Raw genomic sequence first — 23,675 nt, forward strand, 5'->3', positions numbered from 1 at the left:
AGCTGTTGCCGAGCCATGATTTTTCGGTGTCGGATCGGCGGGCCGCATCGGTCGTCTGACACGTCGTATACAAGTCGGTGGCAGAACTGCAGTCGCCGCTCGACATCGTCGTCCGGGGGCGTGTCAAGGATGTCGAAGCCGAGCTTCATGGGCGCCCACCCGATCTCGCTGGCATGCCGGCGGAGGAGAGACGTGTGACGGAGGTGGCCGGCATCGTCCGGCACGGCCGCGTGCATCTCCTCTCTGAAGCTGGGCGACTGCGCGTCGAGGATCCGCGGATGCACGCGCCGAGCAGGCTGGAGGTCGGGCAGACGTACATGCTGACCTTTCGCACGAAGTACGCCTGATTGTGGACTTGGAATCGGCGGCTTACCCCCGGGGCTGTTGCCTGCGTGTTTGAGCGGATCAGTGGCGGGCAATCTGCGACCAGCACGCCGACAGTGCGGCGGGACCTGGGGTGTGTGCTCGAGGTGAAGGAGAGGGTGATGGGAATCGTCGACAGGGCCAAGAATGCCACGCAGCACGCGGTGGGGAAGTCGCGGGAGAAGATCGGTCGGGCCAGCGGCGACGCCGAACTCGAGCGCATTGGAAAGTCCGACCAGCGAAGGTCGAAGGTGAAGAAGGCCGGAGAAAAGATCAAGCGCGTGTTCAAACGCTGACCCATCCGTTTGCGCGTGGCGCGGGGCTGTTCACCAGTGAGACCCTCCCGTTCCACGCCGCGATATGTGCGTGTCGACCATCGTGCGGTGTCCTTCTCCGAGAGGTGACGGGGAAACTGGAAGCACACCGCGACACATCTGCCGCGGCGCAGCGAAACATCCACCCAGCGGCGAAGATTGCCGTCACCGCGAACACCCACACATCACCGACGTAAGTAATGCCTCGGTGGCCCCGCCGTTCGCCCCGCCCCGTATCGCCGAGTCCAAGCATCTACGGCGAACCCGGCGCCACCGGACCAGCGTGTCCGGGCCGCTCGCACCACGCCTGTTCGGGTGCCCGGACAGGGTCGGGTGAGGACGACATCGACAAGATTTGGCCACCGTCCGTGATCGAGGTTGCATGGTGCAGGGTGAGACCGAAATCCATCCCACCGGGCCCAGGTCGCCTGACACCCCCCGCACCATCTCGGGCCTCCATCTGCGCGGGGTCGCCACCGAATCACACCACGCCGCCTGCCCCACTCGGGGAGGGCCAATGCCGGCCTGTGTGTCGTCACCAAGGCCTTTCGATCATGATCTTCGTGTCGTCGTTGTCGGATCGGCCGTTCATCACGGCGCCCGGGGGTGCCCGAGATGTGGGCGCGACGGATCACGATCACCCATCAGCACAGCGCCGAGGATCCTCGTCGATGGGCACGCCCCGGTGCAGCGGCCTCACCGACCGCCCACAACGGGACAGCGACGATGCTCCCCAACCTGTTCCGAGCGATTCGATGCCGGCACGGCCACCGGATTATGAGATCGGCGCGACCCCGAAGCCGCCGTTCTCGGCGCCGATTCGCGTGAGCTCTGCCGATGCCGCCCGGCCCGCGCAAGTAGTCTGTGCTCCACCGGTGGCGAGTGGTGGTGTTCAGGGTGACGATTCTTCACCCTAGGGTGCCTGTTCCTGGCCGGGCCCCGGACGGAAGCTGAGGGGTGAGCACACCACCACGTTTCTCGAACAACCAGGGGAGACGAAGATGTTGAGCGCCGACCGGACCGCGCTCGGGGAGCCCAAGGCCGACACCCCGCCGACGGGCATCCGCGGTGAACAATTCCTGCAGGACGAGTGGGGCACCGGGTTCCGCGCGGAACGCTTCTACGCCCACCAAATGTGCGCAGTCCTCAACCCGACGATGATCGAATTCATCGGCAGGATGGAACTGCTGTTCGTCGGGACGGCGGCAGCGGACGGGACCTGTGACGTGTCGTTGCGGGCCGGGCCGCCCGGCTTCATCCACGTCTTCTCCGCCGATCGGCTCGGATATCCCGAATATCAAGGCAACGGGGTGATGGCCAGCCTGGGTAACATCGTCGAAAATCCGCACATCGGCATGTTCATGGCCGACTTCGTTACCGACCTGATCGGCCTCCACGTCAACGGAATGGCACGGATCGTCACCGACGACGAGCTCCGGTGCACGGAGCCGGACCTGCCGATCGAGGGGGTGAGCGGGCGCGCCGCTCGGGGCTGGGTCGTGGTCAAGGTCGAAGAGGCCTATATCCATTGCCGCAAGCATCTACCGCAGATGGTGCCCGTTCCCCGGGCCCGTGATTGGGGCACCGACGACCAGCGACGCAAGGGCGGAGATTACTTCGGGGTCGCCGCCGAACGCAGGTGTCATCGGTAGGAGAGGACCGAGGGCATACGCGAGAACACGAAAATGAGCGTCGCACCCGAATTCGTCACGGACAGTGGGGTCCCTAATGCCGAAACTGACACCGTTCTACGAGAACGTGCAATCCCACTACGACCTCTCGGACGAGTTCTTCCACCTGTTCCTCGACCCCACCCACACCTACAGCTGCGCCTACTTCGCACGCGAGGACATGACCCTCGAGCAAGCGCAACTGGCCAAGATCGATCTGTCCCTGGGCAAGTTGGATCTGCGCCCGGGAATGACGCTGCTCGACGTCGGCTGCGGGTGGGGTGCGACGATGATGCGGGCCATCGAGGAGTACGACGTGAACGTCATCGGCCTGACCCTGAGCCGTAACCAGCACGAGTACGTTCGCGAGCAGCTCTCCCGAATGCCGATTTCGCGGACCGCGCAGGTGCGGCTGCAGGGCTGGGAGGACTTCGACGAGAGCGTGGATCGGATCGTCAGCATCGGTGCGTTCGAGCATTTCCGTCGCCAGCGGTACGACGCGTTCTTCGCACGCGCCCACGACATCCTGCCCGACGACGGCCGGATGCTGCTGCACACCATCGTCGGGCACTCGCGTGAGCTGTTGGACACCATGGGCGTCGCGGTCACCCGCGACGACTCCCTGTTCCTCCGCTTCATCCTGCGGGAGATCTTTCCCGGCGGTCAGCTCCCGGAACGGGACCTGGTCATTACCCGGGCCCAACGGCACGGTTTCTGGGTGCAGAACATCCAGTCGCTGCAGCCGCATTACGCGCGCACCCTGGACTGCTGGGCCCAGGCGCTCTCCGCCCGCCACGGGGACGCGGTCCGGCTCTCCTCGGAACAGGTGTACCAGCGGTACATCAGGTACCTCACCGGCTGCGCCGAGAACTTCCGGCGCCGCCTCATCGACGTCCTGCAATACACCCTGATCAACTAGGCCGATCGTGTACCCGCGGTGCCGTCGAACGCGTCCTCCGCCCGGCACCGTCGTCGGAGCGGGGGCCGGGCAGGTGCCGGAGCACGGTTGGGAGTGGGTATGAACCGTCAGCAGTTGCTCGGCCGTATCGGGGCACTGGTCGCGCAAGAGCGCGAGCTCCGCTCCCGGCTGCAAGCCGGCGAGCTGTCCCCGGACGAGGAACAACGCAAGATCCGGCAACTCGACACCGCATTGGACCGGTGTTGGGATCTACTTCGCCGACGGCACGCGGCACGGCATGCCGGGATCGATCCCGACAGCCTGCGGGGCCGTCCGCTCCCGGACATCGAGGACCACCTGCGATGACCCCGGCCACCGGTCTGCCCCGGTGCGCGAAACCGCCATCCCATGGCCGGCGCAACCGTCCGCAGCCGCGGGTCCACGAGCCGCATCCCGCGTGCGCGCCGCGATATTCGGGTGCTCTCGGCGGTTTCAGTCCCGGCGCCCGGCGGCGAGCGCGACGCGGAGATCGGCGCGGGTGGGCAGGTCGATGCGGCAGGATGCGCCGCATCCCGGTGCCCTACCGGTGACGTCGACGCCGTCGAGCAGAACGGTCGGAGACGTGCAGTCGCCCACGTGTTCGGTGATGTCGGTGCCGAGGCCGAGTTCTTCGAGGCAGTCGTACAGCAAGGCCCGCACGACTGCGACGTTCGGGCATCCCGGGACGGACAGGAGTTCTATCTGCATGGTGTCTCGGCAATCTTACGACGCGAGGAGTGCCGGACAACTGGTCAGCCCGACCGACACGGACGACGAGCAGCAGGACGCCCGGCGCCGCACCGAAGCGGAGGTGCCCAACCACCGACGTGGTACCCGACCATGCGGGCCATGTCCCGGTCGGATCGGGTCGCCGCCGAACGGCGACGCGGTCAGCGGCAGCGCGATCCACGAGCTGGCGCCAGGACCACGGGTGAGGCCAGCACTCGCCATTCCCGAGGATGCCAGCATCGGCGTGACCGCCGATCCGATGAACCCGGTGGCTTCCGTCACCACGATCCGCGGTGCACTCGGGGGCGTTCGGTCACCGGTGGTGCGGACGTGCGCGGGTAGCGTGAGTCTGGTTTTCTCCGCTGGGTGTTCGGCCTACCGCATCGTTGGCACGCAGTGCCACCGCCGCAGGCAGCACACGATTCGCGGCCGCGGCGGTGTGGTTGATCTTCCGCCCCTTCCGCACCGGGACTCTCGGTGCCTGACCGCGCGCAGGGGTGGGTTCGTGTCATGTCGGGGAACTACCCCGGGTCCGCGGAAACTCGCGCTCACACATTGCTGGTGCCCGGCACCCGGAGCAGCCCGACCGGTTGGATCGTCTAGCGGCGGGTGCCCGCACCGAATTTTCCAGTCCCTTCCGATTGTTGGCCGATTGACTTTGCTTCGTTTCGGGTAGTCCGTTAGCCGGACGGGACCCCGCCGGCACGCGGAGCTCCGGGTACGGGTGGTAGCGAAGGGAGAGCCGCGATGACCACGGCAGGTGGCCCGAGTTCGAGCAGTCTGGCCGACGTCATCGACACCATCTTGGACAAGGGCCTGGTCATCGACGCCTATGTGCGGGTGTCGTTGGTCGGGATCGAACTGCTGACCATCGACGCCCGTGTGGTGGTCGCCAGCGTGGACACCTACCTTCGGTTCGCCGAGGCGGCGAACCGGCTCGCGATCGGCAGCGAACCGAAGGGCCTGACCGACCTCGTCTCCGACGTCAAAGGCAGCGGCGGCACGAAATCCAAGACCAAGGGCGTACTCGAGGGTGTCGGGGAGACGCTCGGTGAGCTTCTCGGTGGATCCGGCAGCGAACGTGAACCTGCACCCAGGCGCAGGCGAAAGTGACCTCCGACGACGACATCGACGACGCCGAGTCGGCTGCTGCGGCAGCGACCGTGATCTACGTGTACGGCATCGTGCCCGTGGACGTGCGACCCGAAGACGACGCCACCGGCATCCACGACGCACCGATCGAGGCCGTCGAACACGGCGGCATCGCGGCGTCGGTCAGCGAGATCGACCCGGATCAACGACTCGGCACCCCCAAGGACCTGCAGGCCCACGCCCACGTCCTCGACGGCACCTCGCACGTCGCCCCGGTGCTGCCGTTGCGTTTTGGGCCGTGGTGACCGACCGCGACGCGGTGATCAACGAACTCCTCGCCGACCACCAGGACGATTTCTCCTCCGCCCTCGACGCCCTCGAGGGCTGTGCCCAGTATTTGGTGAAGGGTCGCTACGTCGAGGAGACCGTTCTCCGCGAGATCATCGGCCACATCCTCGAGGCCACCCGTGACGCGGACACCCGCACCACCCTCGATGCCCTGGCGCCGCTGACCGACACCGTCACCGTCCGCGAACCCACCCACGACGAGGACGCCGTCCAGATCGCGGTCCTCCTCGAGGTCGATCGGCAGGACGAACTCGAACAGGCCTTGGGAGAGCTGGCCGAACGCTGGGATAACCGGGTCACCCTGCAGATCCTCGGCCCGATGGCGCCCTGCGATTTCGTCGTCACTTCGAAATAGGTCGGCGCCACGGCCGGTCCGGCGGGGGTGCCGCCCGGCCGCGGGGCTCTACGGTGACCGAGCCCCGACCGCCGCAGAACCACGGTCGACATCAGGCGGTGGTCTGCGTCGGCTGGATCTGTGCCTGCACGCTGGGGAATGTGTTCGGTGAACGATTGAGCATCACCGACCTGGGGAAGTCGGCTGAATGCGCCCCCGACCGGGCACGATCCGATCACAGACCGCCGCCGGCGCCCTTTCACTCGACGAAGGGGTTGGGCGATGACAAGCAAGTGTCAGATGGCGTTGGCCGTCGGTGCGGCATACATTGCTGGGCCGCACGAAGAAGATGAAGTCGGCGTTGATGCTGGCCGCCGGTGGGGCTTCCAGACAATTATCCTCCGGCGGAGCGTTGGGTCTTCTCAACGAGTGCCGCAAGCTGCTCGCGGACTCACCGGAGGTCGCCAAGCTCGGCGAGACGGTCCGCCATAAAGGAGAAGGCATCCGACCTCAAGGACAAGATCACCGGCGGCGGCAGTGGCAATGGCAAGGGCAAGAAACTCAAGCTCACCAACATCGTCGAATCGATCGATGTCGGGGTCCCGGTTCAACTGGCCTACAACGCGCGATCGGCATCCTGATCCTGGAGCAGTTTGCCGCCGGCGATACCCAAGGGTGTGAGTACATCGAGAAAGTCTGGATGTTGGGAAGAGGGCGCGTTCTGGGTGTGTAGCCGGAATCAGTGCTTTCACACCATTTGTATCGCATGGTCACACCGTTGATCTGCTCGGCGAAGGTGCGGCGCTCTGTGCACCCGATCGGAGGTGTCACCGCAGGCGGGCAGGACGCCGACACCGACAGTGGGTAGGCGTTCAGCGGTTGTCCGGCCGCTTTCGTGGAGCCGATTTGCGGACGCGCGGACGCGTTGCGGTTCCGCTGCCCTGCGGGGAAGCCAACCCTTCCAGGAGCATCTTCGTGATGCTGCTTGCAGTCGCGGACGGGTCCCGCCGCTGGCCGCTCAGCTTGTCCGAGATCGAGAGAAACCAGGTCATTCCCAGCGTGAGTCGCACCGTCAGGTCGGAATCGAACTCCCGATGCGACCACGCGACCATATTCGCGTCGACCACCTTACGGATCTGCTGCAGCGATGGTTCGATACGCTCCTGGAAGTACTCGGCGGCATGGTCGGCCTGCCCGAAGAGCATGATCCCCAGCAGCGGACCGATTTCGTCCATGGCGGACATCAGGTCGAGCACGAACCGATACGTTCTCTCATACATGAGGTCGCCGGTGCTGTCGAACTCGACGGGCGGCGTTCCTGAAAGCTCAACCAGTTTGCCCACCGCCTCTTCCAGAGGTGCTGCGACTGCGGCCTCGAACAACTCCTCCTTCGACCTGAAGTGGCGGTACAACAGCGACTCGTTCACACCAGCTGCGGCGGCGATGTCACGGGTTCGGGCACCCGCGAGACCGGTGCGCTGGAAGACCTGACGTGCCGACTCGATGATCTGCAGTCGGCGCTCATCCGCGGTAAGTCGCGATTGCGTACTGGAAGGCGATGGCGGTGCTGCGCGCCGGTGCAGAGGTTTACTCATCGCGGCGAGGCGACGACGGTAGTAAGCAAATACTCCATAGTCCCAGACTAGCGGGATCGAGGGCTCTATCGATTCCAGACGGGTGTCTCGAGCGGGGCGCTTGCTCTGTTCCACGGGAAGCGGGGGCGCGGCATCCTCACCGGGGGGAGGGGTTGGTGTCGGCAGCTCACCGCGGACGGGGCTCCCGATTCCCTTGGTACCAGGGGAAACCGATCGGCCGCACCGGGGTTCGAGGCTGTGACCCTTGACACACAAAGAGTGAAAGTAAATACTTACTTACGGCGAGTGGCCGGACGGAGGCGGCCACCGCAGAAATCGCGATTAGCCCTGAACTCGATCACCGGGAGGGCGTGGCAGCGACGCGCCACGCGCCATGAAAACTCGGTGGCGAGGATTCGAGACTGTGAAAGGTCCCCTGATGACAACAAGCATTGACCGCGAGGCGCTCCGCAGGAAGTACGCGGATGAACGTGACAAGCGGATCCGGTCGGACGGTAGTGATCAGTACATTCGACTCGATCGCGTCGACGGCCGGTCACACGACCCGTACATGCCAGTCACGCCACGGGCACCGAAGCTCGACCATGTGACGTTCGCGTTCATCGGGGGCGGCTTCTCTGGCCTGGTCACCGCTGCGCGACTTCGGGAATCCGGAGTCGAGAGCGTCCGTGTCATCGACAAGGCCGGGGACTTCGGCGGCGTCTGGTACTGGAACAGGTATCCGGGTGCGATGTGTGACACCGCGGCCATGGTGTACATGCCGTTGCTCGAGGAAACCGGCTACATGCCTACCGAGAAGTACGCGCACGGTCCCGAGATCCTCGAGCATTGCCAGCGAATCGGCAAGCACTTCGGTCTCTACGATGATGCGCTGTTCCACACCGAGGTCACCGATCTCATCTGGCTGGAACGGGACCAGCGCTGGCAGATCTCGACGAACCGGGGTGACCACTTCACCGCCCAGTTCGTGGGCACGGGCACCGGCCCGCTCCATGTGGCGCAACTCCCGGGAATCGCTGGGATCGAAGCGTTCCGCGGCAAGTCGTTCCACACCAGCCGGTGGGACTACGACTACACCGGCGGTGACGCGCTTGGTGCCCCGATGGAGGGGTTGGCGGACAAACGGGTCGCGGTGATCGGAACCGGCGCTACTGCAGTGCAATGTGTGCCCGAGCTGGCGAAGTATTGTGCGGACCTGTACGTCGTGCAACGCACGCCCTCGGCGGTCGATGAGCGGGGAAATCACCCGATCGATCCGAACTGGTTCGCGGAGGTCGCCACACCCGGCTGGCAACAGCGTTGGTTGGACAGTTTCACCGCCGTCTGGGACGGCGTGCTCAGCGATCCGAGCGAGTTGGCGACCGAACACGAGGACCTCGTCCATGACGGGTGGACCGCGCTCGGCAAGCGGATGCGTGCGGCCGTCAAAACCGTCCCGCTCGAGCACTACTCGCCGGAAAACGTGCAACGGGTACTCGAGGACGCCGACGACGGGCAGATGGAACGCATCCGTGCCCGCGTCGACGAAATCGTCACCGATCCCGCCACCGCCGCGCAGCTCAAGGCCTGGTTCCGTCAGATGTGCAAGCGCCCGTGCTTCCATGACGATTACCTGCCCGCGTTCAATCAGCCCAACACACACCTCGTCGATACCGATGGCAAAGGGGTGGAGCGCATCACCGAAAACGCCGTGGTCGTCGCCGGCGTGGAATATGAAGTCGACTGCATCATCTATGCCTCCGGATTCGAATTCCTCGGTAAGGACTACACCGACCGCGCAGGATTCGACGCGACGGGACGCAACGGGATCAAGCTGTCAGAGCATTGGGCGGAGGGCACCCGAACCCTGCACGGCATGCACACCCACGGTTTCCCCAACCTATTCGTGCTCCAGTTGATGCAGGGAGCAGCCCTCGGATCGAACATTCCCCACAATTTCGTCGAAGCCGCCCGAGTGGTTGCAGCAATAGTCGATCACGTACTGAGCACCGGCATGTCCAGCGTCGAGACGACGAAGGAAGCCGAGCAGGCGTGGGTGCAACTTTTACTCGACCACGGTCGACCCCTCGGCAATCCCGAATGCACTCCTGGCTACTACAACAACGAAGGCAAGCCCGCCGAATTGAGGGATCGGCTCAATGTGGGCTACCCGGCAGGCTCGGCGGCATTCTTCCGCATGATGGAGGACTGGCTTGCCGCAGACAGCTTCGACGGCCTCATCTTCCACTGACGGCACGTACCCGTCAGCACGTGCCGGTCGTCAGTCGAAGGGTTGACGACCGGCATGACACCACCACACCAATTCATGCTGAGGACAACATTATGGATGAACCGATCATCGGCGGATTTTGCGACGACCGTTTCGACGCCCTTCGTCAAGCTTTCGAACAGAATGTCTCCTCCGGGGAGGAACTCGGCGCCTCCCTCGTCATCGACATCGACGGAGAGACGCGCGTCGATATCTGGGGAGGGTTCCGCGACCCGGCTCGGTCTACGCCGTGGACCCAGGACACCATCGTCAACGTCTGGTCGAGCACGAAATCGATACTGGCGTTGGCGGCACTGATGCTCATCGATGCCGGCGAGTTGAACTTGGGTGCACCCGTCGCGCGATACTGGCCCGAGTTCGCCGCCAACGGCAAAGACGACATCGAGGTCCGGCACATCCTCTCGCACACGTCAGGTGTGTCGGGCTGGGAGCAACCCTTCGTCCTCGAGGACATGTACGACTGGGACAAGTCGACGACGCTGCTGGCGCAGCAGGAACCGTGGTGGCCGGCGGGTTCAGCCGCCGGCTACCACGCAAACAACCAGGGACATCTCCTCGGCGAAATCATCCGCCGCATCACAGGACAGCGCTTCAAGGAGTTCGTCACCACAAATATCGCTGGTCCGCTCGGTGCCGACTTCCAGATCGGCGCCCGCGAGAATGATTGGAGCCGTATCGCCGAGGTCATCGCTCCGCCGCCCTTCGACATCGACCTCGCATCACTAGATCCCGACAGCGTCATGGTAAAGACGATGACGGGACCGGTAGCCGACGCGAACGCCGCCAACACCCCCGGGTGGCGGCACGCCGACATGGGAGCCCTCAACGGTCACGGCAACGCACGCTCGCTCGCGCGGATCCTCTCGACTCTCGCGCTAGATGGTGAGAGCAACGGCGTTCGCCTACTCAACAGAAAAACGATCGACACGATCTTCGACGAGCAGAACAACGACGTCGACCTCGTTCTCGGTGTGCCGTTTCGGCGAGGCATCGGCTATGCGCTGCCGCGCCCCGGCACCATGCCCAGCATCCCGGACGGTCGAATCTGCTTCTGGGGTGGGTGGGGTGGATCGATGACAGTTATGGACCTCGACCGACGAATGACATTCACCTACGTGATGAACAAGATGGGGCCCGGAATCATCGGCTCGGCTCGCAGTGAGAAGTACCTGCGGGCCACTTACGACGCCATCAGCGAGGGAGTCACAGTATGACGCGGGGGCTGGACGTCAGTGACCAGGCGACCACCCGAGTATTCGTGCTCAGGCGACGGCCTGCGAGAAGCGTCAGCGCCCTGGAATCTGTTGCTGCCCAAACTCGATCGACCCCACGGAATTCGACGCTTTCCGGTGTCTCGTGGCACGACAAATGGTCGGGTTGTCGATCGCAGCCCGGCACCGCAACCGTCAACGTCACCGTGTGGCCCACTCCAGTCGAACGAAAGAAAGAGCCCCTTTCCATGGACCCGCCAGCACGGGCGGCGTTTCTATCTCAGCGAGCGGACCGGCTCACGCGGTCGCGCGCATCCGGAAGTTCGCCTTGGTTATGCAAGTCAGTCCCGGATTCGACTACAAGAAAGTCATTTTCACAAGCTGATGCGGGAACGGCGGTCGCAATGGAACCCGGCCGATGTCCGAAAATCACCGCACGCCTGTAACGCTCGGCATGCCGGCCCGCTGGCACTGTCAACTTGGGAATTCCGAGGGCGATTTCGCCGGTTCGACCTCCGCGATTCACCAGGTCGCGTGTTGTGGATGAGGCTTATGTGATTATCGGATTGTCCACGCGACCTCGAGTTGGCAGTGACCGACAGGTCACGCACGAAGGGTTTTACGGTAAGTGACCACGACGCAGGGGACCTTTAATTGCGGCGTCAGAGCCGGATACACGTCGGCGGGTGCGTCGATACGCACGGGACGATAGCCCATTCGGGTGTACCACCCGGTCAGAAATTCCTTCGACGGAAGCGAAAAATTGCGCGGCTGAATTACTTCCAGCGCCATGATGTGATTGCCGGTATCCGCAGCACGGTTCTCGGCGAATTGCACCAGGGCGCGGCCGATCCCGACACCGCGTAATTGCGGGTCGGCGGCGAGCATGCCGAACTCGGCGACGCGGCCGGCACGTTGCGTAACGCGAACACACCCGACGATCCGATCCTCCGACTGGGCCACGAAGATCTGGTCGGCCTCTGCCAATTCGGTGATCTCCGCCGCCGCGGTCCGGGTAGCCCCGTGATTCCACATCCCTTCTTCTGCTAGGGCATAGACGCCGTTGATCAGTTCCGCGACGCGTCGCGGCGCGGCGGAACACCTGCCCATCGTCGAGGTCAGGGACTGGATGTGGAGTTCTCCGGTACTGTCGAACATCTCTTCTCCCGATTCGGCCAGGCTGATCGTTTCGCATCAATGGGGACGCCGGACATCAGGCCCCGAGGGTCTGCGGCTGTGCGAACGCCGGAAGCAGAGTGCGTATCACGCGTTCGATCCAGTCCGACTCGACTTTGCCGCTGCGGGCTCGTTCGGTGAAGTACGCCCCCACGATGCAGTCGAGGAAGGTCTCCACGTCGAGGTCGCCACGTATCTGCCCGCTTGTGATGTGCTGATGCAGAACGTGCGCCAAGGTGTTCCGGTGCTGCACCAACAGGGAACGCATCAACTCCGTGAACCATGGTTCGTCCTCGGTGACGAGCGCCGCCATGCCTCCGAAGCCGATCCCGTCCTCGATCGAACTCAGCGACTGCTCGACCACCCATCGCAGCACCTGAGTCGGCGGCGCGTCCGGGCCGGGAGGTCTGGGCTGGGTGATCGGCGCCATTGCTGCGGTCAGCATCTCGTCTCGATCGCGAAAGCGACGGTAGATCGTCGTGCGGGCCATGCCGGTGCGAGTGGCCACAGCCTCGATCGTCACCGCCTTGGGGCCACTGCTGCGTAGTAGGTCCAGAACGGCGCTCGCAATTCGCTGCTCCGGTGAAGCCTGTTGACTACGCGACATCATCGCCCCTTCTTTCGTCGTCGCCCCCGACTTTGGTTCCGGCGGAAACGCTACACTGATTGTAGCTACACTACATGTAGCGTATCTAGTGAAGGAGTGCTATGACCACGTCAACTCGATGGACCGGCGCCCTGGCGCTGATCCTGGGCCTTGTCACGATGTCGGCTTCGTTCTGGTCCGGGACCACGGCGGCGGGTGCGGGATTCACGCTGGGCTTCGGAGCCATCGCATCGCTCTACGCCTTGTGGTCGCTGGTGGCCCGCGATCCCACCAAAGACCACTGGTCCCTGACCGTGGTGGGACTGGCGTTGTTCATTTCGCCGTGGCTGGGGCAGTTCGCCGGGGATGGCGCCGCATGGACTGCGTGGGTAGCCGGCGCGGTGATCATGGGCCTCGCCGCCTTCGCGTACACCCACGACGAGTCGGCCAACGTCACCGCGATCACGAGAGAACAGAACCAGTCGACGTACGAAATGCGCGCCCGGAAGATCCGCGCCCACTAGGATCGCGAACTCCGACACCCCTTCGCCGGTGCCGAGTCCCGCGAACTGGCCGCGGCACTGGCGAACGATGAGCACGCCCGGATTGTTGCCCTCCTCGAACGGCACGCCGCGTTTGGGCTACCCGGAGAACAAGGACTTCGCCGGGTATAGCGAGACCGGTTTGGATTCCACTTCGACCACATCGACTCCGTCCACATCGACTGGACCTGGACGGGGTCGGCGGTGGCCCTGACCCGGCTCGAAGGTCACGGATGGACCACTGCTCCCAGGCTCGTCTGCGACGCTCACGACCGGTGACACGCAATCGCCCATTCCGAGCCACCGTCCACCGACGCCCTCGGATGATATCGTTGGTATGATATCGGAGGTGGTCACGGTGGAACAGATCCTGATTCGCAATCTTCCCGCGGGAACCAAAGCGGCCCTGCGGGCGCGCGCTGAGCAGCATCACCGGTCGGTCGAGGCGGAGGTGCGTGAGATTCTCGGTGAGGCCCTCGAGCGGGAGCCGGTCGCGCTCGTCGACTTGTTGAGCACGGATGAGGGTGCCGACATCGAGTTCGAGCCCGAACGCCTCGGCGTGACCGCCCGAACCGCCCAGTTATGAAGTACGTCCTGGACACCGACGTGGTGTCCGCGCTGCGTGTTCGGGGACGTAACCGGTCGGTGGAGGCCTGGGCGGCGTCGGTGCCGGTGGCGGACCAGTTCGTGACGGCCACGACCATTGCCGAGATCGAGCGGGGAGTGGTGGCCAAGGAGCGATCCGACCCGGAGCAGGGAGTGGTCCTGCGCCGGTGGTTCGAGGAGCGGGTTCTGCCGGCCTTCGCCGACCGTGTGTTGCCGTTCGATCTTCCGGCCGCGCGGGTGCTGGCGACCCACCGGGCGCTCGAGCATGCGCCGTTCGACGATGCTCTCATCGCCGCCGTCGCTCAGGCTGCCGAGATGACCGTGGCGACGCGCAACACCAAGCACTTCGACCCGCTCGGTGTCCGCTGCGTCAACCCGTGGGAACGGATTCCATGACGGCCCGACTTCGGTGAAAGTCTCTCGACCGGGCGAAAACTCGGATGAGCTTACCGGGACTCGGGGAGCTGGTCGGGGCGGCAGGCCTGGCTCGGTGGTCGAGTCGGGATGTCGTACCGCTTCGCGATCCGGCTCATTTGCGGCACGCTGCGGCCCGTCTCGTGTCCGAGTTCCCCGCAGTGTTCGCCGCTGATGGACGTACTGGTCGTGGAACCATTCGGGATCGACCGAGGGCCGACCGGACCGGGCTGTGATGCCGTGGTGTCGTGCCAGCCGGCCTGCCGACTTCCTGCTGACTCCGATCATCGCGGCGATCTCAGCGAGGGTGCGGCGTTGGACGCAGTAGAGGTCGACGAACTGCGTCCGGCAAGCAATGTCGAGGGCCGCGCTCACCGAGCGTCGCAATACGGGTGTTGGATAGCGTGGGGTCTGGGGAAAGGATACGAGCATAAAGCTTGGCAATCCAATGCTGGGACGAGCAACGTCGATCCAGCGGACATCGAAACGGAGCTACGGAGGTACCGGCGATGGCGAGATCGGAGGAAGGACGCCCAGCCAAGTAGGAAGGCGCTGCACCGTCCAAGCAAAGAAGTGGACGACTACTTCCGGTTCGCCTGGACCTGAATGCCTTTCGGCGGGCCTCCGGAAGAGGAGACCTTCATAAGATTCGGAATGGGGAACCGCCGGTTTATCGAGAAGCTTTGGCAGATAATCGACGAGGTTGGATGCGACTCCGAGGTCGCGCGACATCTCGCAGACGTCTATCCGCCGCCGTTGCCAGGCCGCAGAGTTCGTTAGCAGTCTCGGTCGCCACGCCTCCGGGACTCAGGCCGTTTCGCCCAGACTGGTGCCGCACTCGCGACTGAAGCGTGCATTCACAGGGAATCCGCACAGGCAGAGGCCCGCGGGCCTCACGTCGGGAGCATCGCCGAGGGGACCAAGAGGGCACTGTCACGTTGGCGAGCTGGGTGGGCGGCTGGCGGGATCCGTGTCGTGACCACCCCAAGGGTGTCGTACAAAGGCTAGCCCAGCCTGACAGCCCCAAGTTGCTACCTGCCTCCCGCGCTCAAATCCACTGCACCACTGAAACTCTTGATATGCATGACAGTGCCGTGCAAGCTGAGTTCGGACTGACCGTATGCCGGGAGAGGCAGGCGCTGCCGGCCGCAGCGGTCACGACCGCGCAGCCCGTCGGGATCGGACACCTGTTCGTGGGCGTTTCGGGCGGGCTGTGGGCGTACCGTGATCAGAGGAAGTGGGAGAGTTGAGAGCTACCGCTGATGACGCCTGCCGTTCGGGGCAAGGTCGGGAACCTGCCCGTGGAGCTGACCAGTTTCGTCGGTCGTCGCCGTGAGCTGACCGAGGTCAAGCGGCTGCTCTCCGTCGCCCGCCTGGTGACGCTGACCGGTATCGGTGGTGTCGGTAAGACCCGACTCGCACTGCGGGTGGCCGCGGATTCGCGGCGCGCGTTCGATGACGGGGTATGGCTGGTCGAGTTGGGCGAACTCCGGGACACAGACCTGGTGGTGGATACCGTTGCCGCGGTCCTGGGGTTGCGGGAGGAGTCCGCCCGCGCGCCGCTGGAGGTGCTGACGGAATACCTCGCCGATCGGCGGTTGCTGCTGGTTCTGGACAATTGCGAGCACCTGGTGGAGGCGGCCGCGACGCTGACCCAGACCTTGCTGCGGAGCTGCCCCGAACTGCACGTCCTGGCGACGAGCCGGGAGCCGCTGGGCATCGGCGGGGAAGCGGTGCTGCGGGTACCACCGTTGTCGGTGCCGAGCCGGCCACTGCCGCTGCGGGGGCTGCCCAGTTATGACGCGGTGGCCCTGTTCGTGCAGAGAGCGGTCGCCGCGGTACCCGAATTCGAGCTCACCGAGGACAACCGGGTCACGGTCACCCGGATCTGTCAGCACCTCGACGGACTGCCTTTACCGATCGAGTTGGCGGCTGCGCGGCTGCGGGCGATGTCTGCCACGGACATCCTCGATCGGCTCAGTGACCGGTATCGGCTGCTGGCCGGGGGCCGTCGAGGGGTCCCGACGCGGCAGCAGACGCTGCGCCTGTCCGTGGACTGGAGCTATGACCTGTGCGAGCCGGAGGAGGCGCGGCTGTGGGCACGGCTGTCGGTGTTTGCCGGTGGCTTCGAGCTCGACGCCGCCGAAACGATCTGCGCCGGAGACCCCGAGCCCGAGACCCTGCTCGACGTGATGACCTCGCTGGTGGACAAGTCGATCCTGATCCGGGAGGAGCCGAGCACCGCGGTGCGGTACCGGATGCTCGAGACCCTGCGGGAGTACGGGCGGGAAAAGCTGCAGGACACCGGTGAGTCCGCGGCCCTGCGGCGGCGGCACCGCGACTGGTACGAGCAACTGGTGCTGCGGGCGGATACGGAGTGGATCGGCCCGAACCAATTGGAGTGGATCGCCCGCCTCGAGCGCGAACACCAGAATCTGCGTGAGGCTCTGCGGTTCTGCCTGACCGAGCACGGCGAGTCGGAGCACGGTCTGCGGCTGGTGGCTGCCCTGAATCTGTTCGTGCTCGCCCGCGGAATGTCCGGTGAAGGCCGGTACTGGTTGGATCGCGTGCTGGCTCACCACACCGGTGCGCCTTCGGTGCACCGGGTCGATGCCCTGTGCGCCGACAGTGTGTTGGCCGGGGTGCAGGGCGACCTACGAACGGCGACGGCTCTGGTCGAGGAGGGCCGGGTGCTCGCCGAGGCGGTGGGAGAGGGCACCACACGTGCGCTCGTCGCCCACGCGGACGGGCTCGTGGCGCTGCACCGGGGCGACCTGGACCGCTCGGTCACCTCCCTTGACGCCGCTGTCGCAGTGTTCCGTACGGTAGGTGACCTCCGCCGGGAGGTCGAAGGCCTGACCGCGCTCGGTCTGGCCACCGCGCTCCGCGGGGATACGCCGCGGGCGATCTCGCAGATCGAGGAGGTCCTCGCGATCACCGAACTCCACGGCGAATCGGTGCAACGCGCATACTCGCTGTGGGCACTCGGGCTGGTGGTGTGGCAGGACGAACCCCGGCGGGCGTCCGGGCTGTTCGAGCAAAGCCTGCGCCTGTCCCGCCGCTCGAATGTCCCGCTCAGCTCGGCCCTGTGTCTGGACGCCCTGGCCTGGATCGCGGCACGCGAACAGCAAGCGCGGCGATCCGCCGTGCTGCTGGGCGCCGCCGAGGCACTGTCGCAGGCCATCGGAAACCCCACCGTCACCGTCCCCCACCTGCGACACCACCACGACGAATGTGAGCAGCGGACGCGCCGGGCGCTCGGTGAGCGCGCGTTCGAGGCGCAGTTCCGCCACGGGAAGGCCCTGAGCTTCGCCGACGCCCTCGCCTTCGCCCTCGACGAGGAACCCCGGACTGCTCCGCTGCCCCGGGGCGATGCCGCGACCAGCCTGACTCGACGCGAGCGGCAGGTGGCCGACCTGGTCGCCCAGGGCCTGACGAACGGGGCAATCGCCGACCGGCTGGTGATTTCGCCGCGCACCGCGCAGGGACACGTCGAGCATGTGCTCGCGAAGCTCGGGTTCACCTCTCGTGCACAGATTGCCGCCTGGGTCGTCGGGCAGTCCCGAAACGATCAGCCCTGACCTGCCGCGGTCCGCCCACACCCACACCGCGGTGCTATCCGCGGTATGTCAGATGTCAGATGCGACGCCACGTTGTCGCGGGCCCGAGTTCTCTTCCTACTTCGACCTTCTGGCGGAGGCGGGAGCAGGCTCGAGCCGGTAGCGGCAGCTGTCGAACCAGGGACCGTCTTGCGATGCGGGCCCAGCGGCTCGACAAGAGCTGTCACGGGTAATCACCTTTTTAAAGATGTTGTAATGCAATGTATTCGATTGGATGTAGCGCCGGTACTCCGGCACTCGTCCGCCCCAGCGGGCGCGATTCGAAACGATGGTGGTGGACGTTCCGCGGGATGGGAGCGGTTGTGGTGGTTAGGACGGGGCGAGCCAGGCGAGTGCGGCGGTGGTGAGGGTCTGGGTTCCGGTGTCGAGGGTGGGTTGGATGACGGGTGCGAAGTGGGGGGAGTGGTTGACGGGGATGTCGTCGTCGACGCGTCCGGCTTTTTCGGCGTTGCGGTAGGTGTCGGGGTCGATGCCGCCGATGCCCCAGTAGGTGTAGGGGGCGCCGAGGGCGGTGGGGATGTCGCTGAAGTCCTCGCTCGCGGTCTGCAGGGGGAGGTCGAAGGTGCGGTCGCCGCCGAAGTGGTCGTCGAATGCGGCGCGGACCCGCGCGGTGGTGGCCGGGTCGTTGTCGGTGGCGGGGAAGTGGTCGAAGACGTCGAAGTCGGGATCCTTGGGTGACCCGGAGGCCTGGCATTCGGCGGTGACGATGCGGCGGATGGCGTCGAGGATGGCGGTTCGGGTCCGGTCGCTGTAGGTGCGCACGTTCAGTTGTAGGACGGCGTGGTCGTCGATGACGTTGCTCTTGGTGCCGGAGGTGATGCTGCCGACGGTCAGCACCGCGGGGTCGGCGGGTGCGATCTCGCGGGCGACGATGGTCTGCAGTCGGAGGACGATCATCGCGGCGAGCACGACGGGGTCGACGGTGGCTTGGGGCATGGAGCCGTGTCCGCCGCGGCCGTGGACGGTGATCCGCATGCTTTCGGCCGCCGCGAGTACCGGGCCGGGCCGTGTCCCGACCTGTCCGGAGGGGAAGGGCAACACGTGCTGGGCGAGTGCGACGTCGACGTTTCCGACGATCCCGGCGAGGCCGTCGTCGATCATCCGGCGGGCGCCGTCGCCAACTTCCTCGGCGGGCTGGAACAGGGCGACCACGCGGCCGGACCAGTGGTTCCGCCCGTCGGCGAGCAGGGCCGCGGCGCCGAGCAGGCAGGCGGTGTGCACGTCGTGTCCGCAGGCGTGCATCACGGGGACCTCGGTGCCGTGGGGGTCGGTGGTGGTGCGGGTGCTGGCGTAGGGGAGGGCGGTGTCTTCCTTGACGGGAAGTGCGTCGATGTCGGCGCGCAGCAGGACGGTCGGTCCGTCTCCGTGGCGGAGGATCCCGACTACGCCGGTGCCGCCGATCTTCTCGTGAACCTCGTATCCGCACTCGCGCAGTCGCTCTGCCACCGCGGCGGCGGTGGTGTGCTCCTGGTGGGAGAGTTCCGGATTCCGGTGCAGGGTCCGGTAGAAGTCTTCCTGCCAGCCGCGGATGTCGTCCAGGCCCGTGAGTATGTGTGTGGCCGGTGTGTCAGCGCTCATGGTGACTACCTTCTCCGTCGTCGTGGTTGTGGTTGTGGTTGGTTCGGCGGCCCGGTCGCCGCGACCACCGGGGGCGGCTGGGCATGACGGTGGCCTGGGACCAGGCGTCCGCGTCCGGGAGGATCCAGCGGCGCCACCGGGCCAGCAGGCACAGCACGGTCCCGGCCCCGGTGGCCGCCAGCAGACCCACTGTGGGGTGGCCCTGGTACGTCAGGATGACCAGCACCCCGCTGGCGGCGAGCGCGCAGGTGGCGTACAGGGTGTTGCCGCCGAAGATGCCGGGGATGTGTCGGAGCACCACGTCCCGGACCGCGCCGCCGCCGACCGCGGTGATCGTGCCCAGCAGCAGGGCGGGCAGCCAGCCGAGGCCCACCGCGAGGGTTTTCTGGGCGCCGGTCGCGGCCCAGCAACCCAGCGCGACCGCATCGAGGAACGGCCACACCCGATTCCATACCTGTCCCTCGACTCGGACCAGGAACGTCAGCGCGGCCGCGGTGAGGGCGGTGGTCAGATAGGCGTAGTCGGTGAGGGCTATCGGGGTGCCGTGTTGCAGCAGGGTGTCGCGGATCATCCCGCCGCCGAGGCCGGATAGGACGGCGAGAACGGCGAACCCGACCGGGTCCAGTTTCTCGTGGCGGGCGATGACGCCGCCCAGTACCGCGTTGGCGAACACCCCCGTCAGGTCCACCGCGCGGAAGGCGTCGGTCACCGTTACGGCAATCGCCACTCGCATCAGCTCCCGTGGGGCTCGTCGACCCGGCTGCTGGATTCGCCACCGAATGCGATTGGTCCACGTGGGCCCATCTCCAGGGTAGGAGGTGGCGGAGCACGGCCGCAGCACCGTGTGCAACAACGGCCACGCTGTCACGGATAGGCGGTACTCACAACACCTGTCGGGAGTTTCCGCAAACGCCGACGACCAGCGGGACCGCGATCGGAACAAGCCTCGGCGCGCGCCAGAGACAGTACAAAGTCCGGCATTCGTCGACGGATCGGGTGCGGCAGTCTTTTCTCGGGTTCGATTCCGCTGGTCGTTGCGTCGAGATCGCCCGTCATGTGGGGTCGCCGGCGAGACCGGTGACCCGCCGGTCGAGGGCTTCTCCTCAGAACTCAAAGACTGCGACTGCGGGTGTTAGTGATCGCCGCCGGTGGACCTCGACGATCGATCACTCTCCGCTGACTGTGAGGAAGGCATGTGCCCTGGCAGGGCGTATCTGATATTTCGTCCAAGTCGCGGATCAATCACGGTCAAGCAAATCGATGGACCCGTCGCGGTACGCCGTTTACCCGTCGGGGGGTCAGCGTGTGCGCGGCAGGACCGTGAGCACGCGTTCGATGTGGTCACGGAACTCGCGTATGAAGGCGCGTAGGAACTGTGCGGTGGACTCGTCGGATACCGAGCCGTCGGCACCGTAGATTTCCGGTTTGAACGTGATGTATGCCTCGGGGGCGGTCATCTGCCGGGCGTTGACGAAACTCAACACCGCGCGAAGGCTTTGCTGGCCTACCGCTGTGCCGATCGCGCCGGGGGAGGCGCCGATGACGGCTGCGGGTAGGTGATCGAAGGAATTTTGCCCCCACGGTCGTGACGCCCAGTCGATCGCGTTCTTCAATGCTCCCGGGATAGATCGGTTGAATTCGGGGCTGACGAACAGGATCGCGTCGACCGCGGCGATCGCTTCCTTCAGGGCCCGCCCCTCGGGCGGGTAGTTCGCGTCGTAGTCCTGACTGTAGAGCGGAAGATCCCGGATGGGGATCTCGATAAACGTCAGGTCGTTCGGGGCGAGGTGGATCAAGGCCGTGGCGAGAATCCGGTTGATCGAGGTGGAGGACAGGCTGCCAACGATGTAGCCGACCGTGTATTTGCTCACCGGTGATCCCTTCACATGGGGACGAATAGCTCCATCCTCCCCATTCGGCACTCCGCTTCGCCGGGATTTCCCGATTTCGCCCGAACCAGGAAGACCCACCGCGGGAGAAACCTTTGTCCGCCGGATGCCAACGGGATCATGGACGCATCCCCTTCCTCTCCGCCTGTTTTCCGATCGGACGGGTCAGGGGAAGTCTTCGGCCGTGGGCCCGTGGCGGTGGGTAGCGGGTTCCCCGTGATGCCGGAGAACGCGGACGGGAACAGTGCGCCTGCCCGGGGAGGTGAAACCACAAACGGGGCTGCCCCAATCGCTTCATCCGGCGCTCCCGTCATGGTGTCGGATGATCCGAGTTCTCGGTCCGATTGTTCGTGACGAACTGGTGTTCGGGGCGTTGCCGGCGCAGGCGGAGCGCGTTACGTGTCGGTGGCCATAGACGCGAATCGCCGGAACAGCGGCGCCGCCTCGATGAGCAGCGCGGCCTCGTCCGGACTCATTCGGCTCAGTTCGTGGCGGACGCCCACGATCCACGCCTCGTCGATCATCTTCCTGTACTTCAGCGCTAAGGGGGTCGGGTGGAGCCGGTGTGACCGGCGGTCCTGCGGGTCGCTCACGCGCTCAACGAGTTCGCGCTCGACGAGGCGCCGCACGGTGGTGCTCACGTTGCTGCTCTGCAATTCGAGAGCGCGGGCGATCTCGGAGATTGTGCTACCCGGCCGCGCATCGATCAAGCGCAGCACCTCGAGTTCGGAGTGAGGGATCAGGGTCAGGCCGGACTGCCGTTCACCGAATCGTCGCAGCGACCATACGACGGTCTGGACGTGCTCGGCGATGTCGCGTACATCACCGGACTCGGGTGGATTTTCGGGGGGCATAGATGACATCATACCTATGTGTATACATATAAAAATATATCTAAACTCCCGTTTGTGAGGACGCTGTGGATCTGAACGCAGTTAGCGCCGCGCAGCCGCTCCGGGACGACGTGCCGGCGCAGGCGCCGCGGTCCGGGTCGGTGCTGCCGGGAACTCTGATCACCATGCTCGCGGCGCTGGCTGCGCTCGCACCTCTGGGCATCGACATGTATCTACCGGCATTCCCGGCTATGGCCGTCGAGTTCGGTACGAGCGCCTCGGCGATCCAGCTGACCCTGACGGCATTCCTGATCGGTCTGGCGGTCGGCCAACTGATTTTCGGGCCGATGTCGGACCGCTTCGGTCGCCGCCGGCTCCTGTTGGCCGGCACCCTCGTGTGCGTTCTGGCTACCGGCGCGTGTGCCTGGGCGCCGTCGATCGAACTGCTGACGGTCTTCCGCTTCGTTCAGGGATTTACCGGTGCCGCCGGCATCGTGCTCAGCCGCGCCGTCATCTCCGACCGCGCCCACGGCAAGACTGCCGCGAAGATGTTCAGCCTGCTGATCGTCATCAATGCAGTCGCACCGGTCATTGCACCGCTATTGGGTGGCACTCTGATCGGATTCATCGGCTGGCGTGGAGTCTTTTGCGTGCTCGGCGCGATTGCCGCGGTGACCTTCCTCGGGGTGCTCGCGTGGGTGCCCGAGAGCCACCCGCGCGAGCGCCGAACCAGCGGCGGCTTTCCCGCTCTGGCCCGCGACGCCCGTGACGTGCTTGGCAACCGGCGCTACCTCGGGTTCACCTTGGCCTACGCGTTCAGTTTCGCGGTAATGTTCGCCTACATCTCCGCGTCGCCGTTCGTGCTGCAGAACGTGCACGGCCTGTCCACGACGTGGTACACGGTTGCCTTCACTTGCAACGCCGTCGGTCTCGTTGTGGTCAGCGGAATCAACGCCAAACTCGTCGAACGCATCGATGAACGCAAGCTCTTGCGCCTCGGCGTAGCCCTCCTCGTGATCTTCTCTGCGGTGATGCTCATCAACGCGCTGATCGGACCCGTGCTGTGGGTGACGCTCGTCGTGCTGTGGTGCACGGTCGCGAGCCTGGGTCTGGTCATCGCCAACGCGACCACGTTGGCGATCGGTGAAGCCCGCAACGCAGTTGGCACCGGCTCCGCGGTTCTAGGCGCCCTCCAGTACGGTTTCGCAGCCCTCGTCTCCCCGATCGTCGGCGTGGGGGGTGAGCATACTGCCGCGCCGATGGCCGTGACCATGATCATCAGCGCCGCTGTCGCCGCAGTCGCGCTGGTTCTCGCCGGGAGTCGTTCTGCAGAATCCACCGTATAGCCGGGTTCAACAGTCCATACGTGGAATATGCTGTCGCTGAATAGAAGTAGCTCCACCGCGGCGGAGCGTGCACTCCCCTCGGGGAATGTACGCACGGCCCCGTCAGAAGAACGGTGCGTGGCCCGTTTCAGCGAAGTAGAGGCGAGCGAGTGGTGTCGACGGTGGCCCGGTGCTGGTGTCGAGGGCCTGGGCGGCCGTCGGGGCCCACGAGTACCGGGTGGGT

Annotated in this window: 21 protein-coding genes and 3 pseudogenes; 16 read left to right on the forward strand and 8 right to left on the reverse strand. The window is 65.4% G+C overall.

The window, feature by feature from the left end:
• Positions 1-194: 194 nt before the first annotated feature.
• The 5 genes from ACFTWF_RS30535 to ACFTWF_RS30555 all read left to right on the forward strand — a co-directional run bounded on the left by ACFTWF_RS30535 (position 195) and on the right by ACFTWF_RS30555 (position 3,611).
• Positions 195-347 carry a hypothetical protein gene (locus ACFTWF_RS30535; protein ID WP_378464848.1) on the forward strand — a complete coding sequence of 51 codons (153 nt, stop codon included), beginning with the start codon at positions 195-197 and terminating at the stop codon, positions 345-347.
• A 138-nt stretch (positions 348-485) separates the two neighbouring features.
• The gene (locus tag ACFTWF_RS30540; RefSeq protein WP_378464849.1) at positions 486-659 is read left to right on the forward strand and encodes a CsbD family protein; all 174 of its coding nucleotides are present in this window, start codon (positions 486-488) and stop codon (positions 657-659) included.
• Between the two features lie 1,019 nt (positions 660-1,678).
• A complete protein-coding gene (locus tag ACFTWF_RS30545; protein WP_378464850.1) occupies positions 1,679-2,329 on the forward strand; it encodes a pyridoxamine 5'-phosphate oxidase family protein in 651 nt (216 codons plus the stop codon).
• 76 nt (positions 2,330-2,405) lie between these two features.
• Positions 2,406-3,266 carry a cyclopropane mycolic acid synthase family methyltransferase gene (locus ACFTWF_RS30550; protein ID WP_378464851.1) on the forward strand — a complete coding sequence of 287 codons (861 nt, stop codon included), beginning with the start codon at positions 2,406-2,408 and terminating at the stop codon, positions 3,264-3,266.
• A 99-nt stretch (positions 3,267-3,365) separates the two neighbouring features.
• Positions 3,366-3,611, forward strand: coding sequence for a DUF2630 family protein (locus ACFTWF_RS30555; protein ID WP_378464852.1), 246 nt, complete (start codon positions 3,366-3,368; stop codon positions 3,609-3,611).
• 126 nt (positions 3,612-3,737) lie between these two features.
• On the opposite strand, the gene ACFTWF_RS30560 is transcribed toward ACFTWF_RS30555, so the two are convergent.
• Entirely contained in the window at positions 3,738-3,992 is a 255-nt protein-coding gene (locus tag ACFTWF_RS30560; protein WP_378464853.1) for an alkylmercury lyase, read from the reverse strand.
• 768 nt (positions 3,993-4,760) lie between these two features.
• Between ACFTWF_RS30560 and gvpJ the strand changes: the two genes are divergently transcribed.
• The 3 genes and pseudogenes from gvpJ to ACFTWF_RS30575 form a co-directional block, all read left to right on the forward strand.
• Positions 4,761-5,126, forward strand: coding sequence for a gas vesicle protein GvpJ (gene gvpJ / locus ACFTWF_RS30565; protein WP_378464854.1), 366 nt, complete (start codon positions 4,761-4,763; stop codon positions 5,124-5,126).
• Positions 5,123-5,808: pseudogene (locus ACFTWF_RS30570) on the forward strand (GvpL/GvpF family gas vesicle protein). Before gvpJ ends, ACFTWF_RS30570 begins: the two are co-directional and overlap by 4 nt.
• Before the next feature lie 470 nt (positions 5,809-6,278).
• Positions 6,279-6,410, forward strand: a pseudogene (locus ACFTWF_RS30575) (cyclase); the annotation flags it as partial.
• 249 nt (positions 6,411-6,659) lie between these two features.
• Here ACFTWF_RS30575 and ACFTWF_RS30580 read toward each other — a convergent pair.
• Complete coding sequence (locus tag ACFTWF_RS30580) at positions 6,660-7,496, reverse strand: TetR/AcrR family transcriptional regulator (RefSeq protein WP_378464855.1); 837 nt, start codon at positions 7,494-7,496, stop codon at positions 6,660-6,662.
• A 304-nt stretch (positions 7,497-7,800) separates the two neighbouring features.
• Between ACFTWF_RS30580 and ACFTWF_RS30585 the strand changes: the two genes are divergently transcribed.
• Together ACFTWF_RS30585 and ACFTWF_RS30590 are read left to right on the forward strand one after the other, a co-directional pair.
• Positions 7,801-9,612 (forward strand): flavin-containing monooxygenase, encoded by a 1,812-nt coding sequence (locus ACFTWF_RS30585; RefSeq protein WP_378464856.1) that lies wholly within the window; start codon positions 7,801-7,803, stop codon positions 9,610-9,612.
• Between the two features lie 92 nt (positions 9,613-9,704).
• A complete protein-coding gene (locus ACFTWF_RS30590; RefSeq protein ID WP_378464857.1) occupies positions 9,705-10,865 on the forward strand; it encodes a serine hydrolase domain-containing protein in 1,161 nt (386 codons plus the stop codon).
• Between the two features lie 600 nt (positions 10,866-11,465).
• On the opposite strand, the gene ACFTWF_RS30595 is transcribed toward ACFTWF_RS30590, so the two are convergent.
• Positions 11,466-12,020 (reverse strand): GNAT family N-acetyltransferase, encoded by a 555-nt coding sequence (locus ACFTWF_RS30595; RefSeq protein WP_378464858.1) that lies wholly within the window; start codon positions 12,018-12,020, stop codon positions 11,466-11,468.
• Positions 12,021-12,075: 55 nt separating this feature from the next.
• Positions 12,076-12,648, reverse strand: a complete 573-nt coding sequence (locus tag ACFTWF_RS30600; protein WP_378464859.1) for a TetR/AcrR family transcriptional regulator — start codon at positions 12,646-12,648, stop codon at positions 12,076-12,078.
• Positions 12,649-12,746: 98 nt separating this feature from the next.
• On the opposite strand from ACFTWF_RS30600, the gene ACFTWF_RS30605 reads away from it, so the two are divergent.
• From ACFTWF_RS30605 to ACFTWF_RS30625, 5 genes and pseudogenes are all read left to right on the forward strand, one after another.
• Complete coding sequence (locus tag ACFTWF_RS30605; RefSeq protein WP_378464860.1) at positions 12,747-13,148, forward strand: SPW repeat protein; 402 nt, start codon at positions 12,747-12,749, stop codon at positions 13,146-13,148.
• Positions 13,149-13,166: 18 nt separating this feature from the next.
• Positions 13,167-13,352: pseudogene (locus ACFTWF_RS30610) on the forward strand (hypothetical protein); the annotation flags it as partial.
• A gap of 172 nt (positions 13,353-13,524) precedes the next feature.
• Positions 13,525-13,752, forward strand: coding sequence for an Arc family DNA-binding protein (locus ACFTWF_RS30615; RefSeq protein WP_378464861.1), 228 nt, complete (start codon positions 13,525-13,527; stop codon positions 13,750-13,752).
• A complete protein-coding gene (locus ACFTWF_RS30620) occupies positions 13,749-14,168 on the forward strand; it encodes a PIN domain-containing protein (protein ID WP_378464862.1) in 420 nt (139 codons plus the stop codon). Before ACFTWF_RS30615 ends, ACFTWF_RS30620 begins: the two co-directional genes overlap by 4 nt.
• Before the next feature lie 1,280 nt (positions 14,169-15,448).
• A complete protein-coding gene (locus tag ACFTWF_RS30625) occupies positions 15,449-17,767 on the forward strand; it encodes an ATP-binding protein (protein WP_378464863.1) in 2,319 nt (772 codons plus the stop codon).
• A gap of 348 nt (positions 17,768-18,115) precedes the next feature.
• Here ACFTWF_RS30625 and ACFTWF_RS30630 read toward each other — a convergent pair whose 3' ends face one another.
• From ACFTWF_RS30630 to ACFTWF_RS30645, 4 genes are all read right to left on the reverse strand, one after another.
• The gene (locus tag ACFTWF_RS30630; RefSeq protein WP_378464979.1) at positions 18,116-19,357 is read right to left on the reverse strand and encodes an amidohydrolase; all 1,242 of its coding nucleotides are present in this window, start codon (positions 19,355-19,357) and stop codon (positions 18,116-18,118) included.
• Positions 19,358-19,373: 16 nt separating this feature from the next.
• Positions 19,374-20,117, reverse strand: coding sequence for a trimeric intracellular cation channel family protein (locus ACFTWF_RS30635; RefSeq protein ID WP_378464864.1), 744 nt, complete (start codon positions 20,115-20,117; stop codon positions 19,374-19,376).
• 565 nt (positions 20,118-20,682) lie between these two features.
• Positions 20,683-21,255 carry an NADPH-dependent FMN reductase gene (locus ACFTWF_RS30640; protein WP_378464865.1) on the reverse strand — a complete coding sequence of 191 codons (573 nt, stop codon included), beginning with the start codon at positions 21,253-21,255 and terminating at the stop codon, positions 20,683-20,685.
• A 413-nt stretch (positions 21,256-21,668) separates the two neighbouring features.
• A complete protein-coding gene (locus ACFTWF_RS30645) occupies positions 21,669-22,127 on the reverse strand; it encodes a MarR family winged helix-turn-helix transcriptional regulator (protein ID WP_378464866.1) in 459 nt (152 codons plus the stop codon).
• Between the two features lie 65 nt (positions 22,128-22,192).
• On the opposite strand from ACFTWF_RS30645, the gene ACFTWF_RS30650 reads away from it, so the two are divergent.
• Positions 22,193-23,452, forward strand: coding sequence for a multidrug effflux MFS transporter (locus tag ACFTWF_RS30650; protein WP_378464867.1), 1,260 nt, complete (start codon positions 22,193-22,195; stop codon positions 23,450-23,452).
• Positions 23,453-23,675: the final 223 nt, after the last annotated feature.

Origin of the sequence: Rhodococcus sp. NPDC056960, from assembly GCF_042674125.1 — a bacterium.
GTDB lineage: Bacteria > Actinomycetota > Actinomycetes > Mycobacteriales > Mycobacteriaceae > Rhodococcus_F.

What these genes read in the sequence shown, in the direction of transcription:
- ACFTWF_RS30600 (WP_378464859.1), bottom strand. Translation starts at nt 12,648, where the DNA reads ATGATGTCGCGTAGTCAACAGGCTTCACCGGAGCAGCGAATTGCGAGC.
- ACFTWF_RS30585 (WP_378464856.1), top strand. Translation starts at nt 7,801, where the DNA reads ATGACAACAAGCATTGACCGCGAGGCGCTCCGCAGGAAGTACGCGGAT.
- ACFTWF_RS30555 (WP_378464852.1), top strand. Translation starts at nt 3,366, where the DNA reads ATGAACCGTCAGCAGTTGCTCGGCCGTATCGGGGCACTGGTCGCGCAA.
- ACFTWF_RS30595 (WP_378464858.1), bottom strand. Translation starts at nt 12,020, where the DNA reads ATGTTCGACAGTACCGGAGAACTCCACATCCAGTCCCTGACCTCGACG.
- ACFTWF_RS30550 (WP_378464851.1), top strand. Translation starts at nt 2,406, where the DNA reads ATGCCGAAACTGACACCGTTCTACGAGAACGTGCAATCCCACTACGAC.
- gvpJ (WP_378464854.1), top strand. Translation starts at nt 4,761, where the DNA reads ATGACCACGGCAGGTGGCCCGAGTTCGAGCAGTCTGGCCGACGTCATC.
- ACFTWF_RS30540 (WP_378464849.1), top strand. Translation starts at nt 486, where the DNA reads ATGGGAATCGTCGACAGGGCCAAGAATGCCACGCAGCACGCGGTGGGG.
- ACFTWF_RS30625 (WP_378464863.1), top strand. Translation starts at nt 15,449, where the DNA reads ATGACGCCTGCCGTTCGGGGCAAGGTCGGGAACCTGCCCGTGGAGCTG.
- ACFTWF_RS30645 (WP_378464866.1), bottom strand. Translation starts at nt 22,127, where the DNA reads ATGCCCCCCGAAAATCCACCCGAGTCCGGTGATGTACGCGACATCGCC.
- ACFTWF_RS30560 (WP_378464853.1), bottom strand. Translation starts at nt 3,992, where the DNA reads ATGCAGATAGAACTCCTGTCCGTCCCGGGATGCCCGAACGTCGCAGTC.
- ACFTWF_RS30620 (WP_378464862.1), top strand. Translation starts at nt 13,749, where the DNA reads ATGAAGTACGTCCTGGACACCGACGTGGTGTCCGCGCTGCGTGTTCGG.
- ACFTWF_RS30635 (WP_378464864.1), bottom strand. Translation starts at nt 20,117, where the DNA reads ATGCGAGTGGCGATTGCCGTAACGGTGACCGACGCCTTCCGCGCGGTG.
- ACFTWF_RS30590 (WP_378464857.1), top strand. Translation starts at nt 9,705, where the DNA reads ATGGATGAACCGATCATCGGCGGATTTTGCGACGACCGTTTCGACGCC.
- ACFTWF_RS30605 (WP_378464860.1), top strand. Translation starts at nt 12,747, where the DNA reads ATGACCACGTCAACTCGATGGACCGGCGCCCTGGCGCTGATCCTGGGC.
- ACFTWF_RS30545 (WP_378464850.1), top strand. Translation starts at nt 1,679, where the DNA reads ATGTTGAGCGCCGACCGGACCGCGCTCGGGGAGCCCAAGGCCGACACC.